Genomic DNA, 26917 nt, shown 5'->3' on the forward strand with positions numbered 1-26917 from the left:
ACCCCATCACCCGAAAGGTAACGTTGATGGTGTGGACCTCTCGCTGATCGTCCTCGTGGTCATCGTCGCCGCACTGGCGTTCGACTTCACCAACGGTTTCCACGACACCGCCAACGCCATGGCGACCTCCATCGCGACCGGCGCCTTGAGACCCAAGGTCGCGGTCACCATCTCCGCCGTGCTCAACCTGGTCGGCGCGTTCCTGTCGGTCGAGGTGGCCAAGACCATCTCCGGCGGGATCGTCGACGACACCAAGGTCACCCCCGTGGTCGTCTTCGCCGGGCTGGTCGGCGCGATCCTGTGGAACCTGCTGACCTGGCTGTTCGGGTTGCCGTCGAGTTCCTCGCACGCCCTGTTCGGCGGCCTGATCGGCGCCACCTGGGTCGCCTCCGGCGCCGACGCGGTGCACTTCGCGCAGGTCGTGCAGAAGGTCCTGATCCCCGCCGTGGCCTCGCCGCTGGTGGCCGGGCTGGTCGCGGTCGTCGGCACCTACCTCGTCTACCGGATCACCGCGAAGGTGCGGCAGGACGTGGTGGGCAAGTCGTTCAAGCGCGCCCAGGTGCTGTCGGCCTCGCTGGTCTCGCTCGCGCACGGCACGAACGACGCGCAGAAGACGATGGGTGTCATCACGCTCACGCTGATCTCGTCCGGAGCGCTGGCCGCCGGGTCCGGTCCGCCGCTGTGGGTCGTGCTGAGCGCCGGGCTGGTGATCGCGCTGGGCACCTACATGGGCGGCTGGCGGATCATCCACACCATGGGCCGCAAGATCACCGACGTGCAGACGCCGCAGGGCTTCGCCGCCGAGACCAGCGCGGCCGCCACGATCCTGGCGTCCTCGCACCTCGGGTTCGCGCTGTCCACCACCCACGTCTGCTCCGGCGGCATCATCGGCTCCGGGGTCGGGCGGCGGCTGGCCGAGGTGCGCTGGAGCGTCGCCGGCCGGATGGCGCTGGCCTGGCTGCTGACCCTGCCTGCCGCGGCCGTGGTCGGCGCGGTGGCGGCGAAGGTCGCGACCCTGGGCACCCTCGGCACGCTGGTGGTCGGCCTGGTGCTGATCGCCGCGGCCCTGGGCATCTGGCTGTGGTCGCGTCGCAACCCGGTGACCCCGCAGACCGTGGCCGACCCCGAGCAAGCCGTTCCGGTGGCGGTCTGAGGAGGGCATTGGTGCACATCGACTGGGCTGCCCTGGGCAGCGTGTTCGTGACCGCCCTGGCCGCGGTGGCCGTGGTGACCGGGCTGTTCGCGGTCGGCGTCCGCGGCGTCGCCGCCCGCGCCGACGCCCGGGAGAGCGGCGCGAGCGGCACGGCGGGCGCGGTGACGGCGGGCGTGTGCTTCGCCGCGTGCGCGGCCGTCGTGCTCTACGGCATCTACCTCATCGTGTCGGCGTGAGCGAGCACGTTGACCACTGAGCCGCTCGGATCCGTCACGAAGAAGCGCCGCACGCCCCACGCTTCGTCGGTGAGCGGGTAGACGACCCGCAGGCCGCGGCGGACGACCTCGGCGTGGGCCGCGTCGACGGCCTCCGGTGTCCCGACATCGACCCCCAAGCGCGGTTGTGGTGACCCGGGCCGTTGAACGATGATCTGCGCGGCCGGGTTGGCGGGGGAGCGCAGGTTGAGCACGGGATCCGTCATGGCCACCTCGAGCCCGAGGACCTGGACGTAGAAGTCGCGCACCGGGGCGACGTCGGCGGTGGTGAGGTAGGGCACGATTCGCTGGACCATGCCGTCCATGGTGACGCCTCGCCGAGCGGCCGTCTTGGACGAACGGGAACCGTCAGCGGAGGTGTTCGGGCAGCGCGGCCAGCCGCTCCGGCGGCAGCAGGTCCCGCACCTTGCCGATCTTCGAGGGATCGTCGAGCATCGCGGCGACCTCGGGCAGCGCGGCGTCCGGGATGAACTCCAGGCTGGCCACGATCGTCGCGTCCGGCAGGTGGTCGACGAACCGGGCGATGGTGATCCAGTCCTGCCGCCCGCTCAGCTCGCGCGCGACCGCGACGACCACCGGCGCCGGCAGCTTCCCGATGATCCCGCGTGCCCGCCTCGGGTCCAGTTCGGCGGCCACGTCGGCGAGGAACGCCGGTGACAGGCGTCCGGCGATCTCCGCCCCGCGAGAGGCCTCGACCAGCCCCGCGATGCGCGCGGCGAGCAGCGGCCCGAACACCCGCTCGGCCATCTTCGCCAGTACGGGGACCGGCAGCAGCTTGCTCGCGCCCGCCATCCGCTCCAGCACGCCCAGGTGCGCGTCGAACAGCACGGTCGTGGCGCGTTCCCGCAGCTCACGCAGGTCCTCGACGGGCACGTCGGCGAGGTAGGCGAGCCGTTCCACGCCGACCCCGAGCACCCGCGCCAGCTTGCGGATCTCCGCTTCCTGGGGCGTCACAGGCCGACGGCCTTCCGGACGGCCGGCCGCAGCAGGGCGGGCACGAACTTGAGCGCGTCGTTGCCCGCCTTGGCCAGCGCGGCCGCCTGACGACGCCGGGCGGCGCGCACCGCGTCGGCCAGGTCCTGCTGGTGCGCCGGATCCAGCGCGGCGACGCCCGCGGGCGGTTCGGCGCCGAGCTGCTCGGTCAGGGTGCGTTCGGCCATGCCGATCATCATGCCTAATGTCGCGGCATGACACAGGACATCGAAACATCACGGCTCACCGTCAACGGCCTGAACGCCTACCTCGCGCGGCCCGCGGGCGGCAGCGAGTCCGGGATGCTGCTGCTGCCGATGGTCACCGGCATCGGCGAGCAGGTGCGCGAGTGGGCCGAGGCGATCGCCGCGACCGGTGTCACCGCGCTGGTGTGGGACCCGTTCCACGGCCCGAGCAGCGACGACACCTCGATCGCCGACCTGCTGGCGAAGATGCCCGGGCTGGACGACGCGGTCGCCCTCGACGAGCAGACGCAGCTGCTGGACCACCTCCTCGGCGAGCTGGGCTGCGCGAAAGCGGGCGTGATCGGGTGGTGCCTCGGCGGGCGGTTCGCGCTGATCCTGGGTGGCCGGGATCACCGTGTCGCCAACGTGGTGGCCTACCACCCGACGGTGCCGGGGGAGACCCCGCCGAACCACACCATGGACGCCATCGCGCACACCGGCCTGATCAAGGCGCCGGTGATGATGATGTACCCGGCGGCGGACGAACTGGTCCCGCGGTCGCGCTTCGACGAGCTGCAGTCGGCGCTGCAGGGACGGGTCACCGGCCCGAGCCTGATCCACGTGTACCCGGACGCCGAGCACGGCTTCGCCAACAAGACGCGGCACGGCACGCCGGTCAACGCCGAGGCCTTCGCGCTGTCCTGGCCGCAGGTGCTGGATTTCATCGGGTGACCACGAAAATCTGACTTTCGACAGATACCGCCCGTCCACGTTGGTCAGTACCGTCCGATCACGTGGGGAGATTCCTGGCAAGAGCAGCGGAAGTGCTGATCGGCGCGCTGGTCGCCGCCCTGGTGGTGTACGAGAGCCGGCGCAACGCCCAGCCGTGGGAGCTGATCGGCGGGCTGGCGGCGACCGTCGTCGTGGTCGCCGCCGCCCGGCGCGGCCCGTGGCTGTCGCTGACCGTCGCGGTGGGGTCCAGTCTCACCATGATGTTCAGCTTCGGCGGGCGGGTTCCGGTGTGGCCGGTGCTGCTCATGGTGCCGTTCGCGTACCTGGCCGGGCGGCGGATGGAGTCGGCGCGGCCCGCGTTGGTGACGTTCCTGGGCGTCGGGTGTGTCGGCGTGCCGCTGTCGCTGGCGATCGGCCGGTACGGGATGGCCGACTGGGGCGCGGCGATCGGGGTGATGCTGTTCGCCGCTGTGCTGCCGTGGCAGCTCGGGCGGTACATGCGCACGCGGGACGACCTGGTCCGGTCGGGGTGGCAGCGCGCGGAGGAGCTGGAGCTGCGGCAACGGATCGTCGCGGAGGAGGCCAGACTGCGGGAGAGGGCCCGCATCGCCAGCGACATGCACGACTCGCTGGGCCACGAGCTGAGCCTGATCGCCCTGCGAGCCGCCGCCCTGGAGATGTCGGGCAACGCCGAAGCCAAAGCCCTGCGCGAAAACGCCGCCGCGGCAACCGAACGCCTGCGCGAGATCATCGGCCTCCTGCGCGAAGACGCCCCACCGGTCGACCCCCTGCACGGAGGCATCACAGCCCTGGTCGACCGCGCGAGAGCATCCGGACTGAACATCAGTTTCGACGACCACCCAGCCGACGCCGGAGTCCCCGCGGCCCAGCGCCAGCCCACTGATCCCCCTCCGCCGACCGCGGATTCCGCTCCGCCGGCCGCGGGTCCCGTTCCGCCGGGCGTCGGCCCCGTTCCGCTGGCCGCGGGTCCCGTTCCGGGTGTCGTAGGTTCCGTTCCGCCGGGCGCGGATTCCGCTCCGGAGGCCGTGGGTTCCGCTCCGTTGGCTGCGGGTTCCGTTCCGCTGGCTGCCGGCCTCCCTCCACAGGCCGCAGGTTCCGCCCCGCAGGCCGTGGGTTCGGCTCCGCTGGGCGCGGGTCCCGCTCCGCTGGCCGCAGGTCCCGTTCCGGGCGTCGTGGGTTCCGCTTCGGAGGCCGCGGGTCCCGTTCCGCTGCCTGCTGGCCCCGCTCCGCAGGCCGTGGGTTCCGTCCCGCAGGGTGCCGGGCCCACTCCGCTGGCTGCGGGTTCCATCCCGCAGGGCGTCAGCCCCACTCCGCTGGCCGCAGGTTCCGCTCCGCAGGGCACCGGCCTCCCGCCACACGTCGCGGGTTCCGCTCCGCACGGCGTCGGCCCGGCTCCGCTGGCGCGGGGGTCCGCCCCGCAAGGCGCCCGCCTCCCTTCACAGGTTGCAGGTTCCGCTCCGCACGGCGTCAGCCCCACTCCGCTGGCGGGGGATTCCGCCCCGCAGAGCGCCCGCCTCACTCCACAAACCGCATTGGCCGCGGGTCCGGCTCCGCCGACCGCCGGTGCCGCTCCGGAGGCCGTAGGTTCCGTTCCGCAGGGCGTCGGCCCCACTCCGCTGGTTGCGGGTTCCGCTCCACGGGGCGCCAGCCTCCCTCCGCTGGCCGCAGATCCCGATCCGGTGGCTGCCGGCCCCACTCGGCTGGCCGCCGGTTCCCCTCCGCAGGCCGCGAGCTCCGCTTCGTTGGCTGCGGGCTCGGCTCCGTTGGCTGCAGGTTCCGCTCCAGAAGGCACCGGTTCCGCTCCGCAGGCGGTTGGTCCCCCTCCGCAGACCGCGGATTCCACTCCAGTGGTCGTCCACCACGGTGGCGTTCCCGCGCTCATCGACGGCACCCGTGCGTCCGAACTGAGCTCCACCTTCGATGCCTACTCAATGACCGCTGAAGAACCAGGCTCCGCACCTCCGTCCGCGCTTGTCGACCGGGCCCGAGCGTCCGGGCTGAATTTCAGCCTTCAGAACGACGCGACGCCTGCCGGAGAAACCGAGTCCGCACTTCGATCCGCTGGTTCCACTCCATCGACTGCTCCAAGCCCAGCACAAGCACCAGTTTCTGGCCCTGTCAGCGCATCCGGCCTGACGCCCACCTTCGAAGACCAGCCGACGACCGCCGGAGAAGCCACCGCCGCATCTCGGGCCGCCGCCGGTTCCACCCCAAACCCAGCACCGGCTGCCAACCCGCCGCCCCGCTTTCCGGCCACCCCGGCACAAAACCCGAATCCGCCTGCCGCACCGAAGCCGGAACACAGTCCTGCCTCACACACTGTCGAGAACCGAGCGTCCAGCACCGCCCACCACCCCGAAACCCCGTTGTCCAAGCCCCAGCCGAGGCGCCAACGGCAGAGCCAGCGGAGGAAACCGCACGGGAAACCACGCAGAGCCAAGGGATACCCCCAACCCGAGCGCACGCGCTACCTCCCGCGCAACTCCCCCCTTCGGACACCCACCCCGGCGCCGGAGAAAACGCACAGCCGCCGATGGTCGAACGCGCCGCCTACCGTGTGGTCCAGGAGGCGCTCACCAACGTGACCAAGCACGCCCCCGGCGCTCGCGTCACGGTCACGATTCACCGCGCGGCCCAGGAGACAGTCGTCCGGGTGTGCAACGGGCCGCCGCCCGCCGGGCCGCTACCGGGCATCGTTTCCGGGCGCCGTGGCTTGGAGGGGCTGCGCGAGCGCGTCCGGCTGCTCGGCGGCACCCTCCGCGCCGGGCCGAAGGACGGCGGCTTCGAGGTGGTGGCACGGCTACCGCATGCCTCCGCGCCGGCGCCCGTCCAACCCGTGCAGTCCGAGTCCGCGCGGCAGCACGTCCAGGCGCGGCGCGAGGTGCGCCGGACGTTGCTGGCCGCGCTGATCGTGCCGCCGTCGATCATGGCGGGGCTCCTCGGCGTGGTGGGGATCGTCTACCAGTACCAGTGGCAGACCTCCGTGCTCGACCCCGCCGACTACGCGCAGCTGCGACCCGGCCAGACCCGCGCCGAGATCGCCCCCGTCCTGCCACAACGGCAACGCGACCAGCACGTCACCGCGCCCGAGCCGCCCGGGCTGGCGTGCGAGTACTACGGCACCGGCCGCAGCATCGTCCAGCTCCGCCTGGACGCCTACCGGCTCTGCTTCGCGGGCGACCGGCTCGTGAGCAAAGAACTCCTGACCGACGAGCGAGAAGAGAGACCGACGTGATCCGTGTGCTGCTGGCCGACGACGAGGCCATGATCCGGGCCGGCGTTGCGGCGATCCTGTCCGCGGACGGCGACATCGAGGTCGTCGCCGAGGCGGGGGACGGTCGCGAGGCCGTCGAGCAGGCCCGGCGCACCCGTCCGGACGTCGCGCTCGTCGACATCCGCATGCCCCGCCTCGACGGGCTCGCCGCGGCCGAGGAGATCCGCGGCCTGCTGCCCGGCACCGGCGTCATCATGCTGACCACCTTCGGCGAGGACGCCTACATCGAGCGCGCCCTCGCCGGAGGTGCCAGCGGCTTCCTGCTGAAGTCCGGTGACCCCCGCGAACTGCTCGCCGGGGTGCACGCGGTCGCCGACGGGGCGGCCTTCCTGTCGCCCAAGGTGGCGCAGCGGGTGATCGCCCAGATGTCCGGCGACCGCGTGTCCCGGGCCGCGGTGGCCCGGGACCGCATCGCCGTCCTGACCGCCCGCGAGCGCGAGGTGCTCGCGCTCGTCGGCGCCGGGCTGTCCAATGCGGACATCGCCGAGCGGCTGTTCGTGGTCGAGGGCACCGTGAAGGCCTACGTCAGCACGATCCTCAGCCGTCTCGACGTCCGCAACCGCGTCCAGGCGGCGATCATCGCCTACGAAGCGGGGTTGGTGACATGACGTCACGCATCACGTCGCCGCAGCACCTCGTGCCCCACCGCGAGCGCGGCGGCCGCCCATGCGGCGAGGATCAGCATGCCTGCCCAGGACGGGTACGGCGGGACGAGACCGGACACCGGGTTCGGCTGCCCGGACGGCACGAGCGCCGCGGCTCCCGCGACGCCCGGCATGAAGTTCACGACCCCGAGCCCGAGCGAACCGGCCACCATCGCGGACATCAGCATCACCAGGAACGCCACCGTGATGCCGCCCGCGACGCTGCGCAACGCCGTCCCGATCCCGAGGCTCAGCAGCCCGATGAGCGCGAAGTAGGCCCCGTTCGCGGCACACGCCTGGATGATCTCTCCGGTCGACGCGGCGCGGCCGAAGCCGTCCATCAACGGGGTCGCCCCCGCGATCGCCACCGCCGCCGACACCACGCCCAGCACGAACAACACCGGCGCCAGCACCGCGGCCTTCGCGGCCAGGAAGCGGCTCCGGACGGGCACCCACTGCAACGACGCGCGGATGCTGCCCGTCGCGTACTCGCCGGCGACGAACAGACTCGCCAGCGCGATCACCGCGAACTCGGCGAGGTAGAAGCTGCCGCCAGCCACCAGCTCGGGCGCCGAACCGCCGGTGCTGCGGCTGTAGGCCAAGGAAGTCGCGGACGGCAGCACGAACACCAGCATCAGCACCACCGCCCCGGCCAGGCCCCAGAACGTCGAGCGCACGGACCAGAACTTCGTCCACTCGGAGCGGATCGCCGCGGTCGTCGTCATCACACACCAGCCTTCCGCGCGGAGTCCACGCCGTACTCGACCGCGTCCGCGGTCAGTTCCATGTACGCCTGCTCCAGCGACGCCCGTTCCTCGCTCAACCCGTGCAGCCGGACGCCCCGCTCGAAGGCCAGGTCGCCGATCGACTCGACCGGCACCCCGGTGACCAGCACGGAGTCGCCTTCGATACGGGCGCCGGGCAGCCCCGCGGCCAGCCGCGCGCCATCCGACGGAGTCGCGCACCGGGCGCGCACCACCGATCCGTCGGCGAGCAGCTCACCCAGCGGGGCGTCCGCCAGCAGGCGTCCCTTCCCGATGACGAGGAGGTGGTCCGCGGTCAGCTGCATTTCGCTCATCAGGTGGCTGGAGACCAGGATTGTCCGGCCCTCCGCGGCCAGCGAGCGCATCAGCTGGCGGACCCACCGCACGCCGTCCGGATCGAGCCCGTTCACCGGTTCGTCGAACAACAACACCCCCGGATCGCCGAGCAGTGCCCCGGCGATCCCGAGCCGCTGCCCCATCCCGAGCGAGAACTGGCCGGCACGCTTGCTCGCCACGTCCGTCAGCCCGACCGTGGCCAGCACCTCCTCGACACGGCGATCCGGGATGTCGTTGCTGCGGGCCATCGCCAGCAGGTGTTTGACCGCCGAGCGGCCCGGGTGCAGCGCCTTGGCGTCCAGGAGGGCGCCCACGGTGCGCAGGGGCCACCGCAGCTCGCTGTACCGCTTGCCGTCCACGAGCGCTTCACCGGAGGTGGGGCGGTCCAGCCCCAGCATCATCCGCATGGTGGTCGACTTGCCGGCGCCGTTCGGGCCGAGGAAGCCGGTCACCTTGCCCGGCGGCACCGTGAAGGTGAGCTGGTCCACGGCGGTTTTCTCGCCGAAGCGCTTCGTCAGCGCGTGTACCGTGATCATGGGTTCGACCGTAGGAACCGGACACGCCGGGACGCATCGGCCGAAGGGCGTCCGCCCGACTGCACTTTCGGCAGGGCAGAATGCGGCCCATGATTTCTCGGCGCAGGGTGAGCCCGCTCGACGTGGCCATGCTGGCGCTGGCCGTCGTCTCGGTCGGCCTGGTCGTCTACGTGACGTTCTTCCCGCACTCACCCGAGACCGCGCACCGCATCTTCGTCATCGACACCTCGATCTGCGGGGTGTTCCTGATCGAGTTCCTGTGGCGGTGGTCGCGCACCGGGTGGGACAAGCGCTTTCCGCTGCGCAACTGGTACGAGATCCTCGGCATGATCCCGATCGCGCACCCCGCGCTGCGCAGTTTCCGCCTGCTGAGGATCGTCATCGTGATCGTGCGGCTGGCCCGCACCGCCGATCGCGCGTTCGGCGAGCTGTTCACCCAGCGGCTGGTCGAGCGCATGTCCCGGCCGATCGTGCTGGCCATCAAGAAACCGATCACGATCGCGGTGCTCGACGAGGTGGTCAAGGTCATCGAGACCGGCAACTACCCGGAGAACCTGGCCCGCTCACTCGGCGAGAACCGGGAGACGCTGCGCGCCATCATCACCGAGAAGATCAAGGACGACCCGCAGGCCGGCCGGCTGTCCCGGCTCCCGTTCCACGACGAGATCCTGAGGTCCCTTGTGGACACGACGATGCGCGTCATGCTCGAGGTGCTGATCGACCCGCGGACGGAGGCGTTCTTCGCCCACGTCGTGCGGGAGAACCGGGAGCAGATCCGCCAGGCGGTCGTGCTCGGCCTGCACGAGGACGAGAACGACGAGCTGGAACGCGACCTGCCGGCCCGGCCGGAGCGGTCTTACGGCGCCTGAGGCACCGCGAGCCGGGCGGGCTGGGATTCACGCCCGGCTCCCGCTGCCGGCCCCGCGTCGGCTTGGCGGGGTTCTGTCGCCTTGGACGGAGGCTTGGCGCGGTCCTGCGGCGTGCCGGGCCAGGGGTCGTGCTTGCCTTCCGCTGCTGGACCTGCTTCGGCGTGGCGGGGTTTGCGCGCCTCGGGCGGAGGCTTGGCGCGGTTCTGCGGCGTGCCGGGCTGGGATTCACGCCTGCCTCCCGCTGCCGGCCCCGCCTCGGCGTGGCGGGGTTTGCCCGCCTCGGGCGGGGGCTTGGCGCGGTTCTGCGGCGCGCCGGGCCGCGGATCGTGCCTGCCTTCCGCTGCTTGGCTTGCCTCGAATCGGTGAGGCGTCCGTGCCGACGGTGGGGTCGTCCCGCGGTTCCGCGGCGCCCGAGGGGCGGGCGGTGCCGTGCCACCCTACGGTTCTCGAGGATCCGCGGGCCAGGCGTGCTTGGGATAGCGCCCTCGCAGCTCGGCCCGGACGGCCGGGTATCCGTTCTCCCAGAACGACTCCAGGTCGCTGGTGATCGCGGCCGGGCGGCCGGCGGGGGAGAGCAGGTGCAGCACGACCGGCACTCGTCCGTCGGCGACCGTCGGCGTTTCCCGCCACCCGAACGCGAGCTGCAGCTTCACCGCGAGCACCGGCCGGCCGGTCGAGTAGTCGACCCGGAACCGGGACCCGGAGGGCACCTCGATCCGATCCGGCGCGAGCTCATCCAGACGGCCGGCCTCGGGCCAGGGCAGCAGACGGCGCAGGGCGGACGCGGTGTCGATCCGGGCGAGATCTGCCCGGCGGCGGGCCCGGGACAGCTCGGGCTCCAGCCACTCGTCCACTCTGGACAACAGAGCGGCGTCGTCCACGGCGGGCCACGGGGCGCCGAGGGCGTCGTGCAGGAAGGAGATCCGCGCCCGCAAGCGCTCGGCCTCCGGAGGCCAGGTCAGGACGTCCCCGCCCCGGAGCCCGGTGAGCAGGGCCGCACGCACGAGCGCGGGGTCCGGGTCGCGCAGTGGCCGGTCGCGCAGGACGATCGCCCCCAGCCGTCGCACCCGCCGTGCCACCACGTCGCCGTTCCAGGACACGTCGTCCTGTTCGGTCACCAGGTTCGGCGCGGCCCGGACGGCCAGCTCCTCGTCCGCGCGCGCGGCGAGCCGGATGACCCCGTGGGCGCGGCCGGGGTCGCGCGTCGCCTCAGCGACCGCGAGCCACTCGGCGTCACCGAGGCCACTACCGGCGGGCAGCTCGGCGGCGGTGCCACCGGCCATCAGATAGACCGGCGAATCCGCCCCCCGCCGCCGGGCCAGTCGTTCCGGGTGGGCGAGCGCGACCACCAGCGCCGGATCGGGTGCGTCCGGGCCGCCGGGCACCAGCCGCTCCAAGCGGCGCACCTCGGCGTGCCAGCGGGACCCGCGGTCGTCGCGGAGACGGCGCAGCTCAGCCTCGACATCGGTCAGCGTGCCGCCGGCGTCCATCAGCGCCACCACCTCGGCGGCGGCACGGGCGCCGACCTCGGCGGCCCCGTCGAGCAGCGCACGGGCGAGACGCGGGTGCAGGCCGAGCTCGGCCATGCGACGGCCGCGTTCGGTGACCGTGTTCCCGTCCAGAGCGCCGAGCGTGCGGAGCAGGTCCTGGCCGGCGGCGAGCGGACCGTCCGGTGGCGGATCCCACCAGGACAGGCCCGCGCCGTCCGGTGTCGACCAGCAGGCCAGCTCCAGCGCGAGCCGGGCCAGCTCGGCGGTGCGGATCTCCGGCTCGGGGTAGGCCGGCAGAGCCGCCTGCTCGTGCTGCGGCCAGCAGCGGTACGCGCGGCCGGGCGCCTCGCGCCCGGCCCGGCCGGCCCGCTGCTCAGCGACCGCGGCCGACACCCGGACGGTCGCCAGGCCGGGCAACCCACGGCGGTGGTCCACCCGCGGCACCCGCGCCTGCCCGGAGTCGACGACCGCCCGCACCCCCGGCACGGTCAGGCTCGACTCGGCCACCGCGGTCGCCAGCACTACACGACGACGGTCACCGGGGCGCAGCGCCGCGTCCTGCTTGCCGGGTGCGAGCCGGCCGTGCAGCGGCAGGACCTCCACGCCCGGCAGGTCGAGCATGCCGGCCACCCGGGCGATCTCGCCCGCGCCGGGCAGGAACGCCAGGACGTCACCGTCGCCGTCGGCGACCGCCCTGCGCACCGCCCGGGCCACGCACGCCTCGATCCGTTCGCCGCGGGCGGGCGGGAAGTAGGTCGTCTCGACCGGGTACGTGCGGGCCCGCGCGGTGACCACCGGCGCCCCGCCGAGCAGCTCCGCCAGCCGCCCGGAGGCGACGGTGGCCGACGTCGCGAGCAGCCGCAGGTCCTCGCGCAGCCCGCCGCGCACGTCCAGCAGGAGGGCGAGCAGCAGGTCGGCGTCGAGGTGCCGCTCGTGGCACTCGTCGAGCAGCACGGTGGCGACACCGGGCAGTTCGGGGTCGTTCTGGACGCGCCGGACCAGCAGGCCCGAGGTGACCACCTCGACGCGCGTGCGCTTGGACACCTTCCGGTCGCCGCGTACCGAGTAGCCGACCGTCTCGCCCACCGGTTCGCCCAGCAACGCGGCCATGCGGGCGGCCGCGGCCCGCGCGGCGAGACGGCGCGGCTCGGCCACCACGACACGGCCGTCCGAGCGGGCCATCAGGTCCAGCGGGACGAGCGTCGTCTTGCCGGTTCCGGGCGGTGCGACGAGCACCGCGGTGCCGTGGTCGTCCAGGGCGGCGGCGAGCTCGCCGAGGACCGCGCGGACGGGGAGATCGGGCAGGTTCATGGCGACCGCAACCGTAGACGGTGGGTGATGGCTGAGTCCCTGGTCACCCGGACGTATGGCATTCGCGCGCGGGCCCCGGAACTCACAGGTTTCTCAGGGCGGGCCGATAGCCTGGGGCCGTGTTCCGCCCGTCCCCCTCCGTGCTCGACGCCGTCGGCACCCTCGTGCGGCTCGGCCTGGCCGCGGTGTGGCTGGTCTCCGGGATCGTCAAGATCAGCGACTCCGGGCAGACGTACCTGGCCGTCAAGGCCTACGACGTCCTGCCGGACGCGCTGCTGCACCCGGTCGCGACCGCGTTGCCGCTGCTGGAGCTGGTCCTGGGCGCGTTCCTGCTGCTCGGGCTCGCGACGCGCTGGGTGGCCATCGTCTCGGCCGTGCTGCTGGTGGTGTTCATCGCCGGGGTGGCCCAGTCCTGGGCGCGGGGGCTGACCATCGACTGCGGCTGCTTCGGCGGCGGTGGCGAGGTGGCGGCGGGACAGACCCGGTACCCCCAGGAAATCGCCCGCGACGTGGGTTTCCTGGTCCTGGCCTGCTGGCTGATCGTGCGCCCGGCGACCCGCGTCGCGCTGGACGGCTGGCTCCGCGGCGGGGCGCCGCAGGTCGAGATGGAAAAAGAGAGGATCTGAAGAACGTGGGTGGAGCGGAACGGTCCGCGCGCAAGCGCCGCCAGCAGCAGAGCGCTGGGGCCCGGGCGGTGACCCAGGCCCGCGGCGGTGGCGGCCCCAGCCGGAAGACGATCGTGTCGGTGGTCGCCGTGGTGGTGCTCGCCGCCGTGGTCATCGGCGGTGTGATCTGGACCAACGCGTCGAAGAACGAGACCGAGGGCACGACCATCACGCCCCAGACCGCGTCGGCCGCGCTGGACACCGCGGACGAGCGGCGGGGCGTCACGGTGGTCTCGGGCAACGCCGACGCCAAGGTGAAGCTCGACATCTGGGCCGACTTCCTGTGCCCATACTGCGCGCAGCTCCAGCAGCGGTACGGCAAGCAGATCGAGGAGCAGATCCAGGCCGGGAACGTGCAGGTCACCTACCACATGATCCCGCTGCTGACCAAGCAGTCCGACCCGCCGGGCTACTCACTGGACTCGGCGAACGCCTCCCTGTGCGCGGCGGACCAGGGCAAGTTCACCCCGTACCACGACAGCCTGTTCGCCTCGCAGCCCGAGGAGGGCAAGCGCGGCTACGACAAGGCCCAGCTGATCAAACTGGGCCAGGACCTGGGCATCACCGCGCCCGAGTTCGCGACGTGCGTGAACGCCGGCACGTACAACCAGCAGCTCGACGACGCCCTGACCCAGGTCTCGAACGACCCGAACTTCCAGGGCACGCCCACGGTCGTGCACAACGGCCAGGTGATCAACTGGACGCAGGACGGCTGGCTGACGAACCTGGTCAACCAGGCCGGATGACCCCTGGCGGGGGGTCGGTCCCGCAGGACCGACCCCCCGCGCAACGGCCATACCGGTGTCATGTAAAGTAGTCGCAGACGAGATGCGGAGTTCAACTTCGCTCCGGGGCTATGGCGCAGCTGGTAGCGCACCACACTGGCAGTGTGGGGGTCAGGGGTTCGAGTCCCCTTAGCTCCACAGTCGTCAAGATCGCCCGACCTGAACATTAGTGCAGGTCGGGCGATTTTTTTCGCTTCGCCGAACATTCGTCCATCGTGGATCCAGCTTCAGTTACCGTTCAGTAACTGGGGCAAATCTGGGGCAGCGGCTGGCTCGGCGGCAAATGGGGTCACGTGAACTGGTCTCAGACCGTCAGCCATACGGGTGGTCTTCCCGAGTTTTCCAGCTGGCGGTGATCCGGCTACACATGGTTCGCTGCGCGAGCCGTGCCAAGCACAGCGCTCATCGAGCCACATGTGTGGCCCAACCGGTGACCCAGCGAATGACGCGGGAGAGTCGGGCTGCGCCGCCCCGGCTCCCAGAAGCGGTCTCGAGAGTAGAGGTGGCCGCGAGCCCATGGTGTGCCGCGCTTCTCCTAGCCGGCGACAGCCGGGACGGGCTGGCCGGTGAACCACGAAATTCTGGGCCTCACGCCTGGTGCTCGCGTCGTCGATCCCGGGTGAGGGCGGGGAAGCAACGCTGCTGCCCTCGTCAGCGCGGGGCCGCGGGTGACCGAAGTTGACCACGGTGGCGAATGCGTCACTCCCGTTGAAGCCGTCAAACCTGCTAGTGATCTTTCAACGCTTGACGCGCTCCCATTCCCGATCTGGTGCAACGACAGCGGGAATAACATCCCGGTCTCCGCATCGCGGACGGAAGCGTGCAACCTCTACGGACTGCGACTGACCACCACGCGCACGGTCAACGGTGTCACGACCAAGACCGGCGAGCTCATGATGAACGTCTACGACTACGAGTTCTCGTCACCTGACTTGCCGTCGTGGCAGCACCAGATCGGCGTGGCCCCAATGTCAGGATGGGGTGACGCGGCTACCGCCAGCGTGTCAGGCTCGATGACCGCCACCAATCAATGCACGACGCAGGGGCCGAACACCTTTCCGATCCAGTCGCTGTCACCGACCAACGGCGTTCTGCGAGAGGGCTACGCCGGCGCGACAACCACTGCGACTGCTGTTGGCGCGATCGGCAACTGCACCACCACGTGGAACCTCGTATTCACCACACCCGGCTACAACCCTGTAACGACGACTTCCTCGCTGGAGGAGGTACGTTGCGACAACGCCACCGGCGCGAACGGTGCCCGACCGGCTCGCGTCGGCTGCGTCGTCTGGTGGTTCCCGGCGCAGGTGCTCTACAGCCAGAGCAGCTACCCGAGCCTCGCATCGCACGTATCGAGGGCACAGGCATCGGGACTGCCCGGGGCAAGCTTCGCTGCACCGCTCCACCGCACGTCGGACCCAACCCGGACCAGCACGAACCGGAACCTGGCGTGCGGCGACGCCCCGAGCATCGCAGGTCTCAGCTGCGATGAGTACCCGCTCGCCAGCACGTACGAGGGGCTAGCCTCGGGCGGCACCCGGCGCACTTTTGACAATTGCAACATCAACGCTCCCACGGGTGTGACCGGGCCGACCGGGGCGAGCGCCTGCATGATCACCGCGACTGAGAACAATGCCCAGGGCGGCATCATGGTCGGCTTCTATTACGACAACCGGGTCCTTGAAGCAGACCCCTACCGCGTTGGTGTCGGAACCTAGCCTGCCAGAACCATCAAGCTGAGTACCATGTCGCCGCGGGAGCCGCGCGCTCCCGCGGCGACATCTGAAACCACGGCGACGGGACACTGGGGAGCTGCCGCATGAGCGACACCGCGAGCGTGTACGTCCAAGATCACTCCTTCGTGCTCGGCGACGCCGACGCTGAAACGCCCTTTGAGGCGATGGACTACTCGACTGGCGTGGCTGGGGTCATGCAGTCAGCTGCCCTGCTCTATGCCGGAGTCGACCGCGGCTACGTCACGGTCAGCGTGGACGCCGCCGAAGCCCGCCCGGCCCTTGAAACGCCTCAGCAGTGGACCGCCCTCGCGGAGTGGGACGATGTCGCGGAAATCAGCCTGGAAATCCCGAACGGGGAGCTGCGGGTCGATCAGCTGGAGTACCGCCCGGGCGAAACCCGGATAGAGCTGCCCGTCCTCAGCGCGGCCGGACCGGGCTCCTACCGGGTGCGCATCCACGCCAGCGGCCGAGACCGCCATTTCGACCAGGCAGTCGACGACTCGGGGGAGAGCTTCCACCTCGTGGTCTGGCCGCAGCCGCCAGCTCCGCCACTGATCATCAAGGCGACGTCAGCATGTGGTTACGGGCTCCGCCTGAACCAGAATGCTCGGTCGGCCGCCCCAAGCGCCGAAACTGCAGCTGGCGATCAGCGCAACCAGGACGAGCGCTAGGAGATGCTCAACCGGGCCCTTCGACAACTTGGCCCATGATGCTGATTGAGTGAGCTCAACGAGGCGCCGGTCAGAACGAGTTGCAGGCTGGAGTGCGAGTCCGTCGTTGCGCGCAGGGTGCAGATCGAACCGAGACACAGCGGTACTTTCCAAGAGATCCGAAAACTCGTCGATGGCCGCGTCCACGCGGCGTTCCAACTGGACCAGCGACACGTTCACAGTGGGTGAGCCTGTGCGCTGGTGAAGCAGCAGCGTCGTGGCGGGTCCGCATGGGTGCCGACGGTATGTTGAACCCGTACATGATTCGGGAGCTCGCGGAGAGCTCGAAGTGCATCCCGCGGTGGTCTACCGCCACGTGGCTGATCGGGACGCGGTCGACATCGGGAAGTACGAATCTGCGCGCGGTGTTCGTTCAGTACGCCGGGGTGGCGAGGCGAGTCGCACTCAACGGACCCGGAGCCGAGGCGTGTGGGCCCACCGTAGACCGTGCAATGAGGACGCTCCTTAGCGCCGGGCTGGGACAGGACGAGGTAGCGCTGGTGTGCCGTCTGCTTGTTTGCCAGGCGTACCTACTCATCTCGTTCCAGGATGACCAGCGCAAGGCGAGTGCGGTGAAGGCGCGGATCTCCGACAGCTTGGGGGCACCGCCGGACCCGAACGTGCTGGCTTGGCGACGCTGCAAGAGGAAGTACAGGCCCGGCGCAAGGACTCAGAAGAACCCGGTACAACTTCGACGAGTTCTTCGACCATGCTGTCGGCGGGCTGCTCGACGGCGTGAAGAAACGGCTCGACGAGGTAGAGGGCCACGGACCAACGTCGCTGCCGCCAACGTGGCGCCCGAATGGATCTTCTCCGTCCCCGACTGCGATCTTGGTGCACCCACGCACGTGTCACTCACCAACCGGTGTGCTCGTGGCCGTCCTGCTCGACCAGGCGCAAAGCGTGAGGTTGCCGAGCCGGTCGTAGGACAGGCGCGGCGGCGCCTACCTCACCGGCTACCGCTACTACAACCCCACCTGGGCTCGCTTCACCCAACCCGACCCCACCAACCAGGAACCCAACCGATACGCCTACGCGGCGGGCAATCCAGTTCGAAACGTCGACCCGACCGGTGCGAGCTGGTGGACGACGGTTCTGTGTGTTTCGCAGCAGTTTCGCCAAGGGCGTTGTCGGAGGCACGATCGCGACTGCTATCGCTGGCGGAGCTGTGGGACTTGGTGCCACAGGTGGAGGTCTCGCCGGAATCGTGATCGGCGCGACCGACGCCGTGAACAAATGCTGATTCTGATGACCGAATGAGGTGACTAGCAGAATGAACGATGGGAAGGCTGGCCAGTCTCGGCGGACGGGGGTGGCCAGCCTCCTCCTCGTCGAGGCGGCCTTCCTGGCGCTTTTGGCGATCTTGGCAACAGTAGCTGATGGGGGTGTGGCACTGATTGTCTCAGCCCTCGTCCTTGCGCTGTCTTTGCTAATCATTGGTATTGCTAATCTGAGCGAAAGGCGCAAACTTGCACGAGGCAAATCAGTTTTGGTGGGGGCAATCGCTGCGTTGGCGGCATGGTGCGGCTGGAGCGCTGGTGATTGGGTCACCACTGCCGCCGAATTGAGTAGTTCGACCGCGACTATTGTGCACGTTCTACTGCTGCTGGCCGCAGTAGTGGTCATAGGTCTGTCGTTACGGCCTTTGACGCGCGACGCCCGGTGACGCAAAGGGCTCAACCTGCCTCTTGGCATTCGTCAATAATTCGTCAGGAGGGAGGAAGTTGACCCGAACTGATGGCGGTCGTCAGCAAGCAACGATCAGTCGACAATCTGTAGAAAGGCGTATCAAGTGCAGCATTGAACGCTCTGTGACTTGCGGAAAACCCACTCATTTATTATCATAAATACCTCGAAAGAGGGAGCCGTTGGCAAGTCTCTTTGTCAAGGAATCTGCCCTCACCATATGTGTCTATGAGCGTAGGTGCCGAGGGTAAAGCTGGCGCGACGTCTCCGCCGAGTCCATGCGGGACGCGCTGGAGAGCAGCCCGTACCGCTCGACGCTCTCCACGATCAGGCTCTCCGTCGAGGCGAGGCCGCGGGGGATACAACGACCTCGTGGGGACCCATCCCGGCCACAATCGAACTGCTCGCCGCGACGTCACTGCGCGTCGGACAACACGCCGCCGACGCGACACCCAAAGCCTTCGCCGTCGAGCGGACACCGCCGACGAAGCCGGCGGCCTCGTCGGTCGCGGCCGTCGGCACGCTCGCCGCGATCCCCACGGTCGTGCCGACGGCACTGTCCGCCGACCCCGCACAGCGCGCGGCGCACTGGCACGTACGCAACGGCCTCTACGCGATGGTGGCCGAAGCGTGGCCGCCGGGACGACCGCTCTGCTCAAGGACATCGTCGTGCCGGTCCCCGAAATCCTGCCGACCTGTGAGGCACTGAATATCCTGTTCGATCGGCACGACTACCGCGACAGCGTCATCTTCGGCCACGTGAAAGACGGAAACATCCACTTCATGCTCACTGAGCGCCTCGGCGACGCCGCGCCGCTCGACCGCTTCCCGCGGTTCGCCGACGACATGGTCGGCCTCGTCCTCGGACGAGGCGGCTCACTCAAAGCCGGGCATGGAACGGGGCGCATGATGGGCTGGTCGAGCCGCGCAATGTCGTCCTCGACGATGACCGCGCGTTGGGCGAGTTCCGTGCTTTGACCGACACCGTGCATGCTGGTGACGCGCGGATCTGGATGCAGATCAATCACCTCGGGCGGGTCAGCACAGTGCCGTTCAGCGGACGGCCGGTGGCGCCCTCGGCGCGGCCCGTGAACCGGTTCCCCGGGTTCAACCTGCGCAGGCGCGTGAGTTGTCCGGGCACCGATATCGGGCGAGACCTCCAGCAGGTCGACTCCGGCGCCGCAACCAGCACAAGACCTTCTCGGCGCCCTCAGACGCGCCGTGAACGGACAGCGAGACGGGTCTCAAGCCGAGACGCTCGGCCGCGCAGGGGCTTGAGTCAGGTCGACCCCGAGCTGACGCAGGAAGCCGAGGTTGTCGTACTGCACCCACTCCTCGGCCAGCTTGCCGTCCTCGTGGTAGCGGAAGATGTTGATGAGTTCGAGTCGCATCGGCTGCCCGTTCGGCGGAATCGTGCCGATCGGGGACGCCGTGAAAGGCGCGGTGAAACGGCCCGACATCGAGGTGTGACAACCGATGTACTGACCCTGGCTGACGATGGTGCGCCGCTCGCACGCGAATCCTTCGAACGCGGCACGCATGGCCTCGAAGAAGGAACGGAGCTCCGGGTACGTCAGATCGCCATCAGGCCCGTGAAAAACGAAGTCGTCGGCGAAGTACGCGTCCAGCTTTTCATCGTCGGCCACGGCGATCGCTTCGCGGCCGATCCGCACCAGGGCACGCGCCCGCTCGTCGTAACGCGTGTCGTCAGGAGAAATGAATTCGTTCATCGGGATTTCCTTTCACGAGCAGCGGCGTTGTCGCTGAATCCGACGCTACACCGTGAACGCGCCGTTCGTGGGTATCCAGGGCATGCAATGATCGGTCTGCTCCCATAACAGCCGCGCATGGCTGGGCGGCTAAAGTGGTGCTGTGCCCGAACTCAGTCTCAGCGCTCTCAATGTCGTTCGCGCGGTGGCCGCTCACGGTTCTCTCAGCGGTGCGGCGCGCGCCCTCGGTTATTCTCAGCCCGCCATTTCCCGGCAGGTGGCGGCTGCCGAGAAGGCCGCGGGTCAGCCGCTTTTCGTGCGCGGTGCGCGGGGCGTCCGGACGACGGCGGCGGGAGAGCTGGTCGCCCGGTTCGCCGCTGAGACTCTTGCCGGCCTTGACCGGCTGAGTGAACGGCTCGACGAACTGACTCACGGCCCTGAGGTGCGGGTCCGCGTGGGGGCCTTCCCAGCCGCGAACGCCGCCCTGCTCCCCTTCGCACTGGCCAGAGCACTGAAGCAGCAGCCTCGGCTGTCGTTCACGCTTACGGAGGCCTCCTCCCCGCAGCTGGTGCTCCAGGTCATCAGCAAGCGGCTGGACGTCGCGGTGGTGGCCTCCGGGCCCGGCCTGCCCCAGCCGGCCCTGGAGGGATTGCACATCGCCCCGTTGCCGGGTGGCGAACTGATGGTGGCCGTGCCGTCCGGGCACACCCTCGCCGCGGTCGAAGGCGCCGTGCCAGTGCGTGAACTGGCCCATCTGCCCTGGATCGTGGGCAAGGGCGCACGTGACGAGCCCCAGTTCGGAGCCTGGCCCACCCTCACGGATCCGCACATCGCCTTCCGTGCGAAGACGTGGCACAGCCGCTTCGGACTCGTCGCCGCCGATCTCGGGATCTGCGTCGTTCCGGACATCCTCGCCCCGGTCGTCCCGGAGAACATCACCCTGGTACGCGTGGACGATCCGAACTGGCTCGGACGGGGCATCATGGCGGTCACCCGAAATGACGCGACAGAAGCCCATGAAGCCGTCGTACGGGCCCTGAAGGAACCACCTCACTGAGCCGTTGTCAACCTGTCCCGGGAAGGGAGTGGCGCACCTCAGCGGTGATGTGCTCCGAGGTCTCCGGACACGTCTTCCAAGTAGACTGGCGGAGGAGCCCGGAGGAGTGTTTCATGGCAAGGAGACCGAGAAAGTACTCGCCGGAATTGAAGGCTGAGGTCGTCAACGCGGTACTCGAGGGCGGGCTGAGCTATACCGAAGCGGCGCGCGATTTTGATTTGGTCGCGCAGACGGTGCATAACTGGGTGACGGCCGAGAAAAAGAAGAGAGCTGAAGAGTCGCCGACCGCGACGCGGGGTCAGGTGGGCGAGCTGGAGCGGCGTATCCGCGAACTGGAGCAGGAGAACGCGTTCCTGAAAAAAGCGGCAGCCTTCTTCGCGAAAGAACAACGGTAGCCCAGCGCTACGCGTGTATTGCAGCGGAGAAGGCGCATTTCGATGTGGCCCTGATGTGTCGGCTGATGGGTGTGTCACGCTCGGGCTTCTACGACTGGGAGCGTCGCGCGGTCTCGGCGCAGGAACAGCGCCGGGGATTGTTGATCGAGCAGATTCGCGTGGTGTTCGCCGCCTCGAAGCGCACCTACGGCTATCGGCGCGTGCATGCCGAGCTGGTGCGCGGCGGCGTGCAGGTCGACGACGAGCTGGTGCGGCGGCTCATGCGCCAGGCGCGACTGTTTCCCGTGCAGGTCAAGCCCCGGCGCGGGCTGACCGTCGCCGACCGGGTTGCCGGCCCGATCCCTGACCTGGTCAGACGGAACTTCACCGCGTCGGCACCTGGGGAGAAACTGGTCGGCGATATCACGCAGCTCAACACCGGTGAAGGCGCACTCTTCCTGGCAACAGTGATCGACTGCTACTCGAAAAGCATCCTCGGATGGTCTGTGGATGAGCATTACGATGCAGAACTGGTGTGCACGGCGATGACGATGGCAGCGCACCGTATCCGACTGCCCGCTGGATCGATCTTCCACTCCGACCGCGGTAGCCAATATACCTCCTACAGTTTTGGGCGACTACTACGAGAAGAGAATGTTCGGCAATCAATGGGCCGCACCGGGATCTGTTTTGATAACGCTATGGCCGAGTCGTTCTTCGGGAAGTTGAAGACGGAGTGGATGCACCACCGGCATTTCGCGACCAAGAAGGAGGCTCGCCGCGAGATCATCCGCTTCATCGAAGGCTTCTACAACACACGCCGACTACATTCAGCGCTGGGATATCGACCACCGATCGAAGTGCTCGACGAATGGTTCACCAATCAGCAGGTTGCGTGATACGCTCCGCTTGAGCCGCGTCCGAGATTCTCGGAGCACATCAGCGGAGAGGTGTGACGAGGGAGGTTCCTGGTCGAGACAAACCCGAGATGCGTTCCCCAAGCGTGGTTGCTCCGCAGCTGGGCACCGACGGTTCGCCAACCGAACGAGGGGGATGGCCGTGCCCGGTCGGTTCGTATCGAGCAACTGGTCGCTGCGTGCCAGGCGCGCGGCGGACGGCGGCAGCGGAAGACGACCCCTTGCTCGCCCACCTCGTCGTGCCCTCCGACCTCGTCCTCCAGCGTTGTGAGCTGGGCGGGTGGGAGCGCGCTCATGATGCTGCAGTCCTCCGGCTCACCCAGGGCCAGGTGCAGAACGCCCGGATCTCATCCGTAGTCAGGCCCACTTCCTCAGCACGTTTTACAACCGCACCGTCTTCACCGTCGCCGCCAGGTAGATCCCGGTAGCCCGAGGCAGCCCGTGGCGGCTCGGCATCCCCATGGCAACCGGGTGGCCGCCCCGTTTTCACGCGGCTTGCGCCTGGGGCAAAACTGGGGCACGGACACGCCCAGAGCGGCATTCAACGGAGTTGAACGGAACCGAACTGCCCCAAAGTGCCCCAGCCGACCAGGGAATTCTCCAAAAGTCGCAGGTCAAAGCTAGAAGAGCACCACACTGGCAGTGTGGGGGTCAGGGGTTCGAGTCCCCTTAGCTCCACCCTAGGGGTCTTACTAGAACACGGGGCCAAGTCAATGCCCGCTAGTAGGACCTCGACACCGTCCAACGAAACAGGGCCGTCTCCCTTAGTGGAGACGGCCCTGTTGGCGTCCTTGGGCGGCGTGGTGCCGGGGTCGGGCTTGTCAGCCTGGGCGAGTTGTCGGGCGCGCTGAAGGGCGTGGAGGCGAGCGAAGGGCTCGCTGAGTTCGTGGTCGGTGATCCGCTCATCGTCGATGTAGATGCCGTGGAAGATTGCCTGGTTGAGCAGGCGACGCTGCTCCTCGTCGCAGCGTCGGTACAGCTCACGGGGGTTCTCCAGGAGCTTCAGGCACGCTTCGATCAGGCGGGCACTGTCGGAGAGGTCGTCATTCGAGGCGTTGAGGCGCTCGGTGAGCCGGTGCCGCTGGCGTTCGATCTCACGTAGCTTCGCCTTGATCTTGGCCTGTGGGATGGTGCCGTCTGCTGCGAGGTCGATCAGGTTGTCCTCGCGAGCGTCGAGCGCGCGGAGCTCGTTCGTGAGCTGTTGATGCAGGAGCCGGGCGGCGGCCTCCTCCTCGCCAATCACCTCGCCGATGTGAGCACGGACGTCCGCGACGAAGGTCCGGCTGAAGCGGATGGTGGCGTAGTGCGCTTCGACGGCATCCTCGACCAGGAGGACGTTGATGTGCGGTGCGTCGCAGGCACCGCTCTGCTTGTTGCGGCAGAAGAAGTAGGTGTAGGTGGTGCCCTTGGAGTTCACGACGTTCTGGAGGATCATGCGTCCGGTTCGGCCGGCGCGCTTGCAGCGTCCGCAGAACAGTGAGCCTTTGAGGTAGTGGTGATGCACGCGGCGGCGCTCCTTCGCGATGGATCGAGATTCGATGATGTCCTGGACGCGCTCAAAGAGGTCTTCGTCGATCAAGGGCTCGTGGCGGCCTTTGATCTCTTCGTCCTGGTACGTCACGTAGCCGAGGTAGTAGCGATCCCGCAGCATCTGCGAGAGCTTGTTGATCGACACCTGCTTGGCAGGGTGCAGCCTGGTGGGGCGCGTGCGCAGTCCGCGGTCGTACAGCTCGTCTGAGAGGTCAGCCAACGTGTACTCGCCCGTGGCATACAGCTCGAAGGCGAGGCGCACGAGTGGCGCACGCTCGGGGTCAAGGTCGATCGTGCGGATCTCCTTGCCGTCGATCTCACGCCGGACATTGAGGTAGCCCAGCGGTGCCCGGCCGAGCGTGCCGCCGTTCCGGGCTTTGTTGCCCATCTTGTTCTTGATGTCGAGCCCGTTGAGCCTGACCTGGACTTCGTTGAAGATGTCGGTGATGGCCTCCATCGCGTCGGCCATGATGCCTTCGCCGAAGTCCTCTTGGGCGGAGACGAGCCTGACCCCGAGCTTGAGGAGCTGCTGCTTGGTGACGGCTGCGTCTATGTGGTTTCGGAAGGCGCGAGAACGCATGTCGACCACGACGTAGTCGACGTCGCGCTGTTTAATGATTCGGCTGAGTAGCTGTTGGAAGAACGGCCGCTCGGCGATGGTTTGCCCCGAGTTTCCTGGCTCGATGTACTCGCCCACGTTCGTTAGTCCGAGCGCCCGCTCTTTGGCTGTGGTGGCCTTGCGTTGCGAGTCGATGGAGTTGCCGTCAGCGACGAAATGGGAGTCTGTGTCCATCTGACCTCGCGATGAGACCCGCAGGTAACGGACGGAGCGCATACCCGGCTCCGCTGATGATGAGCTGGCCAGCGTGGAGTAGGACGTGGACTCCTCTTCGTAGGATTCGAAATCATCTAGATCGAGGTAGGCGCTGGTCATGTCATCGCCTCCTTCCTTGTCTCGCTTTCCTTCATTTCGTTATGGGTGTGGACAGAGCTGGGCGGCAGCAGATTAAAGGGGAAGCTCTTCATTGTCATCAGCCGCACTTCAACCGTTCTTAGAAGGCGCAGAAGATATATCCACTCGGCAACGAGTGAAGTGCCCAGGCGAGGGCCTGCGGGGACGGTTTTGCAGCAGTTTTTGACTGCAACCGACGCTAAAATGTGCGCGTACGCCAGCGTCCGTACGTGGCCAAGATTAGGGGTAGAAGTCAGGACCACCTCTGTAAAGACGTGGCTCTTAAGCAGGGTGTCGAGGGTTCGAGCCCCTCCTGGCCCTCCAGGGGTGAGCGCACGAAGAATCGTGCTTTCACCTGTGGAAAACTCGGGATTTGCAGCACTTTTTGCAGCAACGCCCTCTGTTATTATCTGGCCCACACGTTCAAGCGCCTTGGCCTGCCCTTCGATATCGCCATGCTGGTAAATCTGCTGGGTGGTGGTGATGTGTGAGTGGCCGAGAATCAGCTGCGCGTCTCGTGCTGGTACGCCGAGCTTCTTAAGGAGCGTGGCTGCGGTATGACGAGTGTGGTGAACGGTAATACGTGGCAGCCCGGCCTGCTCGCGGATCTCGTGGAAGGTTCGAACAAAATTCTTTGGATCGATCGGCGTGCCCATACTCGACAGGAAGATGAGGTCATTAGTGCCGTCGTCATTCGGGTCGTAGGGACGGCTCAGTTCGCTGGCGTACCGTTGAACGGCAAGATCTAGCAGAATGTCGCGAACCGGCGCGATTATGGGGAGGATCCGGCGTCCGGCCTCAGTCTTGACGTCGCCGACCATGAGCTTGGAACCAATACGCTGGAGCTGTTGCTGCACATGGATGATGCCCTGATCCAGGTCTACATCGCGCCAGCGCAACCCGAGAACCTCGCCTCGGCGCATCCCATAGGCGAGCAGCATGAGGTAGGCGCCGTACCACCGGTGGTCGCGTGCAGCGTCCAGGAAGGCGAGGGTCTGCTCGGCCGTCCACGGTGTGATTGGCTTGCGCCGGTAGGCCGGTATGTCGACCAGCTTGGCGACGTTGCGGACGACCAGCTCTTCTCGTTCGGCCCGTGAAAGTGCGGCGCGTAGCGTGCTCCGCATCTGGTGAATGGACCGCGTTGAGCTGCCAGCAGCCAGCTGTTCGTTGAGAAAGGTCTGGACGTATTGAACGGTGAGCTTGGTTAGTCGGATCGATCCCAGCGCCGGCTTGAGGTGACGGCGGATGCACGCCTCGTAGAGCTCGACGGTTCGAGGGCGGTTCTTCGAAGTGACGACGTTGGTCAGCCAGTAATCCAGGTACGCCCCGACGGTCCACTCCTTGTCGGGCGTCCGAATTCCCTTGCGGGCTTGGGCAAGCTTCTCGGTAAGGCGGTCGTGGACTTCCTGTCTCGTCTTGCCGTAGACGTGGATACGCTTACGTTTGCCGCTTGTCGTTTCGACGAACGCCGAAGCTCCCCATCTACCGTCTGCGCGACGGTAGATGGAGCCTTCACCATTAGCTCGCTTGCCGGACATTACCACCCCCTTCCCGCAACTCGTCGATCAATCCGGTGAGGTCGGCCGGGACGATGAAACGTCTGCGGCCAATGCGAACGGTCTTTAAGCGCCCAGCATTGATGAACTCGTAGATTTGCCAGCGGCTGACGCGCAGCGCTTCACACGCCTCCTGAATGGTGAGAAGAAGCTTGTTGTTGCCTTCCCGTGAAGATGGGTTTGCTATAAGTGGTTCGGTCATAGGCATACCTCCTTTCTTTGTTGACTCGTCATGGACAACGCCTCTCCCGCTAGTGCTTGCTCGGCGAAATGATGCGCGAGTCTCTCCCAACCGGCCTTACTTAGACCATTGATCCTCCGGCGAAGCGGGTGATCAATGATGTGTTTAAGCTGATGAAGTAGCGCGTACACCCGCACTGCGACTGGATCGGACTCACGAATATGAACGTGCCAGCGCTTGTCTTTCCCCCAGAAGGAGACGGCTGGTATAGGGAGATCAGCCGCGTAGTGGATAACAAGGCTGGGAAATAGCTGCGCGAGCCGAATAGGGATCTGCGCGGTCGGTACGTCGAGGCAGGAGAGCAAGAGCTGTGCCTGCTCCCCTGCGACTTGAAGCATTTGAGTCATGGACACTTGTTCCTTCGTCGCGAACGACCGAAGGATCGTGAGAAGTTCAGACGGGCGGGCGGAGATATTTTTGTGAATGGTCATGTGTTC

The 26917-nt window shown here is 68.0% G+C and carries 29 protein-coding genes, 2 tRNA genes and 2 pseudogenes; 21 read left to right on the top strand and 12 right to left on the bottom strand.

Annotated features, from left to right (window positions below; all coding sequences use genetic code 11):
- Positions 1 to 31: 31 nt before the first annotated feature.
- Positions 32 to 1153 (top strand): inorganic phosphate transporter, encoded by a 1122-nt coding sequence (locus L1857_RS08290; RefSeq protein WP_116113621.1) that lies wholly within the window; start codon positions 32 to 34, stop codon positions 1151 to 1153.
- Positions 1154 to 1164: 11 nt separating this feature from the next.
- Positions 1165 to 1389 carry a hypothetical protein gene (locus L1857_RS08295; protein WP_249464782.1) on the top strand — a complete coding sequence of 75 codons (225 nt, stop codon included), beginning with the start codon at positions 1165 to 1167 and terminating at the stop codon, positions 1387 to 1389.
- Here L1857_RS08295 and L1857_RS08300 read toward each other — a convergent pair.
- Genes L1857_RS08300 through L1857_RS08310 form a run of 3 tightly spaced genes read right to left on the bottom strand, consistent with a single transcriptional unit; the run spans position 1368 to position 2588 of the window.
- Positions 1368 to 1724 carry a VOC family protein gene (locus L1857_RS08300; RefSeq protein WP_116113643.1) on the bottom strand — a complete coding sequence of 119 codons (357 nt, stop codon included), beginning with the start codon at positions 1722 to 1724 and terminating at the stop codon, positions 1368 to 1370. The genes L1857_RS08295 and L1857_RS08300 overlap by 22 nt on opposite strands.
- Positions 1725 to 1776: 52 nt before the next feature.
- A complete protein-coding gene (locus L1857_RS08305) occupies positions 1777 to 2382 on the bottom strand; it encodes a hypothetical protein (RefSeq protein WP_249464784.1) in 606 nt (201 codons plus the stop codon).
- Positions 2379 to 2588: a hypothetical protein gene (locus L1857_RS08310; RefSeq protein ID WP_167481583.1), complete on the bottom strand. Its 210-nt coding sequence runs from the start codon at positions 2586 to 2588 to the stop codon at positions 2379 to 2381. Before L1857_RS08310 ends, L1857_RS08305 begins: the two co-directional genes overlap by 4 nt.
- A 27-nt stretch (positions 2589 to 2615) precedes the next feature.
- Here L1857_RS08310 and L1857_RS08315 point away from each other — a divergent pair, with 27 nt between their 5' ends.
- On the top strand, positions 2616 to 3317 hold the full coding sequence (locus L1857_RS08315; RefSeq protein ID WP_116113613.1) for a dienelactone hydrolase family protein: 702 nt from the start codon (positions 2616 to 2618) through the stop codon (positions 3315 to 3317).
- A 58-nt stretch (positions 3318 to 3375) separates the two neighbouring features.
- Here L1857_RS08315 and L1857_RS08320 read toward each other — a convergent pair whose 3' ends face one another.
- Positions 3376 to 3822: a hypothetical protein gene (locus L1857_RS08320; protein ID WP_233157367.1), complete on the bottom strand. Its 447-nt coding sequence runs from the start codon at positions 3820 to 3822 to the stop codon at positions 3376 to 3378.
- Here L1857_RS08320 and L1857_RS08325 point away from each other — a divergent pair.
- The 3 genes from L1857_RS08325 to L1857_RS08335 are packed head-to-tail and all read left to right on the top strand — an operon-like array spanning position 3815 to position 7220.
- Positions 3815 to 5923, top strand: a complete 2109-nt coding sequence (locus tag L1857_RS08325) for a histidine kinase (protein WP_275895922.1) — start codon at positions 3815 to 3817, stop codon at positions 5921 to 5923. The two genes, L1857_RS08320 and L1857_RS08325, sit on opposite strands and share 8 nt — an antisense overlap.
- On the top strand, positions 5872 to 6573 hold the full coding sequence (locus L1857_RS08330) for an ATP-binding protein (protein ID WP_116113609.1): 702 nt from the start codon (positions 5872 to 5874) through the stop codon (positions 6571 to 6573). The genes L1857_RS08325 and L1857_RS08330 overlap by 52 nt, the downstream gene beginning before the upstream one ends.
- Complete coding sequence (locus L1857_RS08335; protein ID WP_094006694.1) at positions 6570 to 7220, top strand: response regulator transcription factor; 651 nt, start codon at positions 6570 to 6572, stop codon at positions 7218 to 7220. The genes L1857_RS08330 and L1857_RS08335 overlap by 4 nt, the downstream gene beginning before the upstream one ends.
- A gap of 2 nt (positions 7221 to 7222) precedes the next feature.
- On the opposite strand, the gene L1857_RS08340 is transcribed toward L1857_RS08335, so the two are convergent.
- Together L1857_RS08340 and L1857_RS08345 are read right to left on the bottom strand one after the other, a co-directional pair.
- A complete protein-coding gene (locus L1857_RS08340; RefSeq protein WP_116113604.1) occupies positions 7223 to 7981 on the bottom strand; it encodes an ABC transporter permease in 759 nt (252 codons plus the stop codon).
- Complete coding sequence (locus tag L1857_RS08345; protein WP_094006692.1) at positions 7981 to 8892, bottom strand: ABC transporter ATP-binding protein; 912 nt, start codon at positions 8890 to 8892, stop codon at positions 7981 to 7983. The genes L1857_RS08340 and L1857_RS08345 overlap by 1 nt, the downstream gene beginning before the upstream one ends.
- A gap of 89 nt (positions 8893 to 8981) precedes the next feature.
- Between L1857_RS08345 and L1857_RS08350 the strand changes: the two genes are divergently transcribed.
- Positions 8982 to 9761 (top strand): ion transporter, encoded by a 780-nt coding sequence (locus L1857_RS08350; RefSeq protein WP_116113602.1) that lies wholly within the window; start codon positions 8982 to 8984, stop codon positions 9759 to 9761.
- A gap of 437 nt (positions 9762 to 10198) precedes the next feature.
- On the opposite strand, the gene hrpB is transcribed toward L1857_RS08350, so the two are convergent.
- Complete coding sequence (hrpB, locus tag L1857_RS08355; RefSeq protein WP_249464785.1) at positions 10199 to 12562, bottom strand: ATP-dependent helicase HrpB; 2364 nt, start codon at positions 12560 to 12562, stop codon at positions 10199 to 10201.
- A gap of 119 nt (positions 12563 to 12681) precedes the next feature.
- Between hrpB and L1857_RS08360 the strand changes: the two genes are divergently transcribed.
- The 8 genes and pseudogenes from L1857_RS08360 to L1857_RS08395 all read left to right on the top strand — a co-directional run bounded on the left by L1857_RS08360 (position 12682) and on the right by L1857_RS08395 (position 19122).
- The gene (locus L1857_RS08360; RefSeq protein ID WP_094006689.1) at positions 12682 to 13188 is read left to right on the top strand and encodes a MauE/DoxX family redox-associated membrane protein; all 507 of its coding nucleotides are present in this window, start codon (positions 12682 to 12684) and stop codon (positions 13186 to 13188) included.
- Positions 13189 to 13193: 5 nt separating this feature from the next.
- Positions 13194 to 13973: a DsbA family protein gene (locus tag L1857_RS08365; RefSeq protein ID WP_094006688.1), complete on the top strand. Its 780-nt coding sequence runs from the start codon at positions 13194 to 13196 to the stop codon at positions 13971 to 13973.
- A gap of 104 nt (positions 13974 to 14077) precedes the next feature.
- A tRNA-Ala gene (locus L1857_RS08370) sits at positions 14078 to 14150 on the top strand.
- A gap of 530 nt (positions 14151 to 14680) precedes the next feature.
- Positions 14681 to 15730, top strand: a complete 1050-nt coding sequence (locus L1857_RS08375) for a NucA/NucB deoxyribonuclease domain-containing protein (protein ID WP_162831207.1) — start codon at positions 14681 to 14683, stop codon at positions 15728 to 15730.
- Positions 15731 to 15831: 101 nt separating this feature from the next.
- Positions 15832 to 16419: a hypothetical protein gene (locus L1857_RS08380; RefSeq protein ID WP_116113595.1), complete on the top strand. Its 588-nt coding sequence runs from the start codon at positions 15832 to 15834 to the stop codon at positions 16417 to 16419.
- A gap of 984 nt (positions 16420 to 17403) precedes the next feature.
- A pseudogene (locus tag L1857_RS08385) lies at positions 17404 to 17718 on the top strand (RHS repeat-associated core domain-containing protein); the annotation flags it as partial.
- A gap of 13 nt (positions 17719 to 17731) precedes the next feature.
- Positions 17732 to 18124 carry a hypothetical protein gene (locus L1857_RS08390; protein ID WP_162831206.1) on the top strand — a complete coding sequence of 131 codons (393 nt, stop codon included), beginning with the start codon at positions 17732 to 17734 and terminating at the stop codon, positions 18122 to 18124.
- Positions 18125 to 18774: 650 nt separating this feature from the next.
- Positions 18775 to 19122: an FAD-linked oxidase C-terminal domain-containing protein gene (locus tag L1857_RS08395; protein WP_205413371.1), complete on the top strand. Its 348-nt coding sequence runs from the start codon at positions 18775 to 18777 to the stop codon at positions 19120 to 19122.
- Between the two features lie 266 nt (positions 19123 to 19388).
- On the opposite strand, the gene L1857_RS08400 is transcribed toward L1857_RS08395, so the two are convergent.
- Positions 19389 to 19874 (bottom strand): ester cyclase, encoded by a 486-nt coding sequence (locus L1857_RS08400; RefSeq protein WP_116113592.1) that lies wholly within the window; start codon positions 19872 to 19874, stop codon positions 19389 to 19391.
- Positions 19875 to 20016: 142 nt separating this feature from the next.
- Here L1857_RS08400 and L1857_RS08405 point away from each other — a divergent pair, with 142 nt between their 5' ends.
- From L1857_RS08405 to L1857_RS08430, 6 genes are all read left to right on the top strand, one after another.
- A complete protein-coding gene (locus tag L1857_RS08405) occupies positions 20017 to 20910 on the top strand; it encodes a LysR family transcriptional regulator (RefSeq protein WP_116113589.1) in 894 nt (297 codons plus the stop codon).
- 113 nt (positions 20911 to 21023) lie between these two features.
- Positions 21024 to 21305, top strand: coding sequence for a transposase (locus L1857_RS08410; RefSeq protein ID WP_249464791.1), 282 nt, complete (start codon positions 21024 to 21026; stop codon positions 21303 to 21305).
- 17 nt (positions 21306 to 21322) lie between these two features.
- On the top strand, positions 21323 to 22183 hold the full coding sequence (locus L1857_RS08415) for an IS3 family transposase (protein ID WP_249467338.1): 861 nt from the start codon (positions 21323 to 21325) through the stop codon (positions 22181 to 22183).
- Between the two features lie 610 nt (positions 22184 to 22793).
- Positions 22794 to 22879 (top strand) — tRNA-Ala (locus tag L1857_RS08420).
- 157 nt (positions 22880 to 23036) lie between these two features.
- Entirely contained in the window at positions 23037 to 23303 is a 267-nt protein-coding gene (locus L1857_RS08425; protein ID WP_240323334.1) for a hypothetical protein, read from the top strand.
- 99 nt (positions 23304 to 23402) lie between these two features.
- Positions 23403 to 23681 (top strand): hypothetical protein, encoded by a 279-nt coding sequence (locus L1857_RS08430; RefSeq protein ID WP_249464794.1) that lies wholly within the window; start codon positions 23403 to 23405, stop codon positions 23679 to 23681.
- Here the strand turns inward: L1857_RS08430 and L1857_RS08435 are convergent.
- The 4 genes and pseudogenes from L1857_RS08435 to L1857_RS08450 form a co-directional block, all read right to left on the bottom strand.
- A pseudogene (locus tag L1857_RS08435) lies at positions 23562 to 24665 on the bottom strand (recombinase family protein); the annotation flags it as partial. The gene L1857_RS08430 and the pseudogene L1857_RS08435 overlap by 120 nt on opposite strands.
- Positions 24662 to 26221: a tyrosine-type recombinase/integrase gene (locus L1857_RS08440; protein WP_116112825.1), complete on the bottom strand. Its 1560-nt coding sequence runs from the start codon at positions 26219 to 26221 to the stop codon at positions 24662 to 24664. The gene L1857_RS08440 and the pseudogene L1857_RS08435, both read right to left, overlap by 4 nt.
- Positions 26202 to 26441 (bottom strand): helix-turn-helix domain-containing protein, encoded by a 240-nt coding sequence (locus tag L1857_RS08445; protein WP_116112828.1) that lies wholly within the window; start codon positions 26439 to 26441, stop codon positions 26202 to 26204. Before L1857_RS08445 ends, L1857_RS08440 begins: the two co-directional genes overlap by 20 nt.
- Positions 26438 to 26911 carry a hypothetical protein gene (locus L1857_RS08450; RefSeq protein ID WP_162831175.1) on the bottom strand — a complete coding sequence of 158 codons (474 nt, stop codon included), beginning with the start codon at positions 26909 to 26911 and terminating at the stop codon, positions 26438 to 26440. Before L1857_RS08450 ends, L1857_RS08445 begins: the two co-directional genes overlap by 4 nt.
- Positions 26912 to 26917 lie beyond the last annotated feature (6 nt).

Origin of the sequence: Amycolatopsis thermalba, from assembly GCF_023376025.1 — a bacterium.
Lineage (GTDB): Bacteria > Actinomycetota > Actinomycetes > Mycobacteriales > Pseudonocardiaceae > Amycolatopsis_E > Amycolatopsis_E thermalba.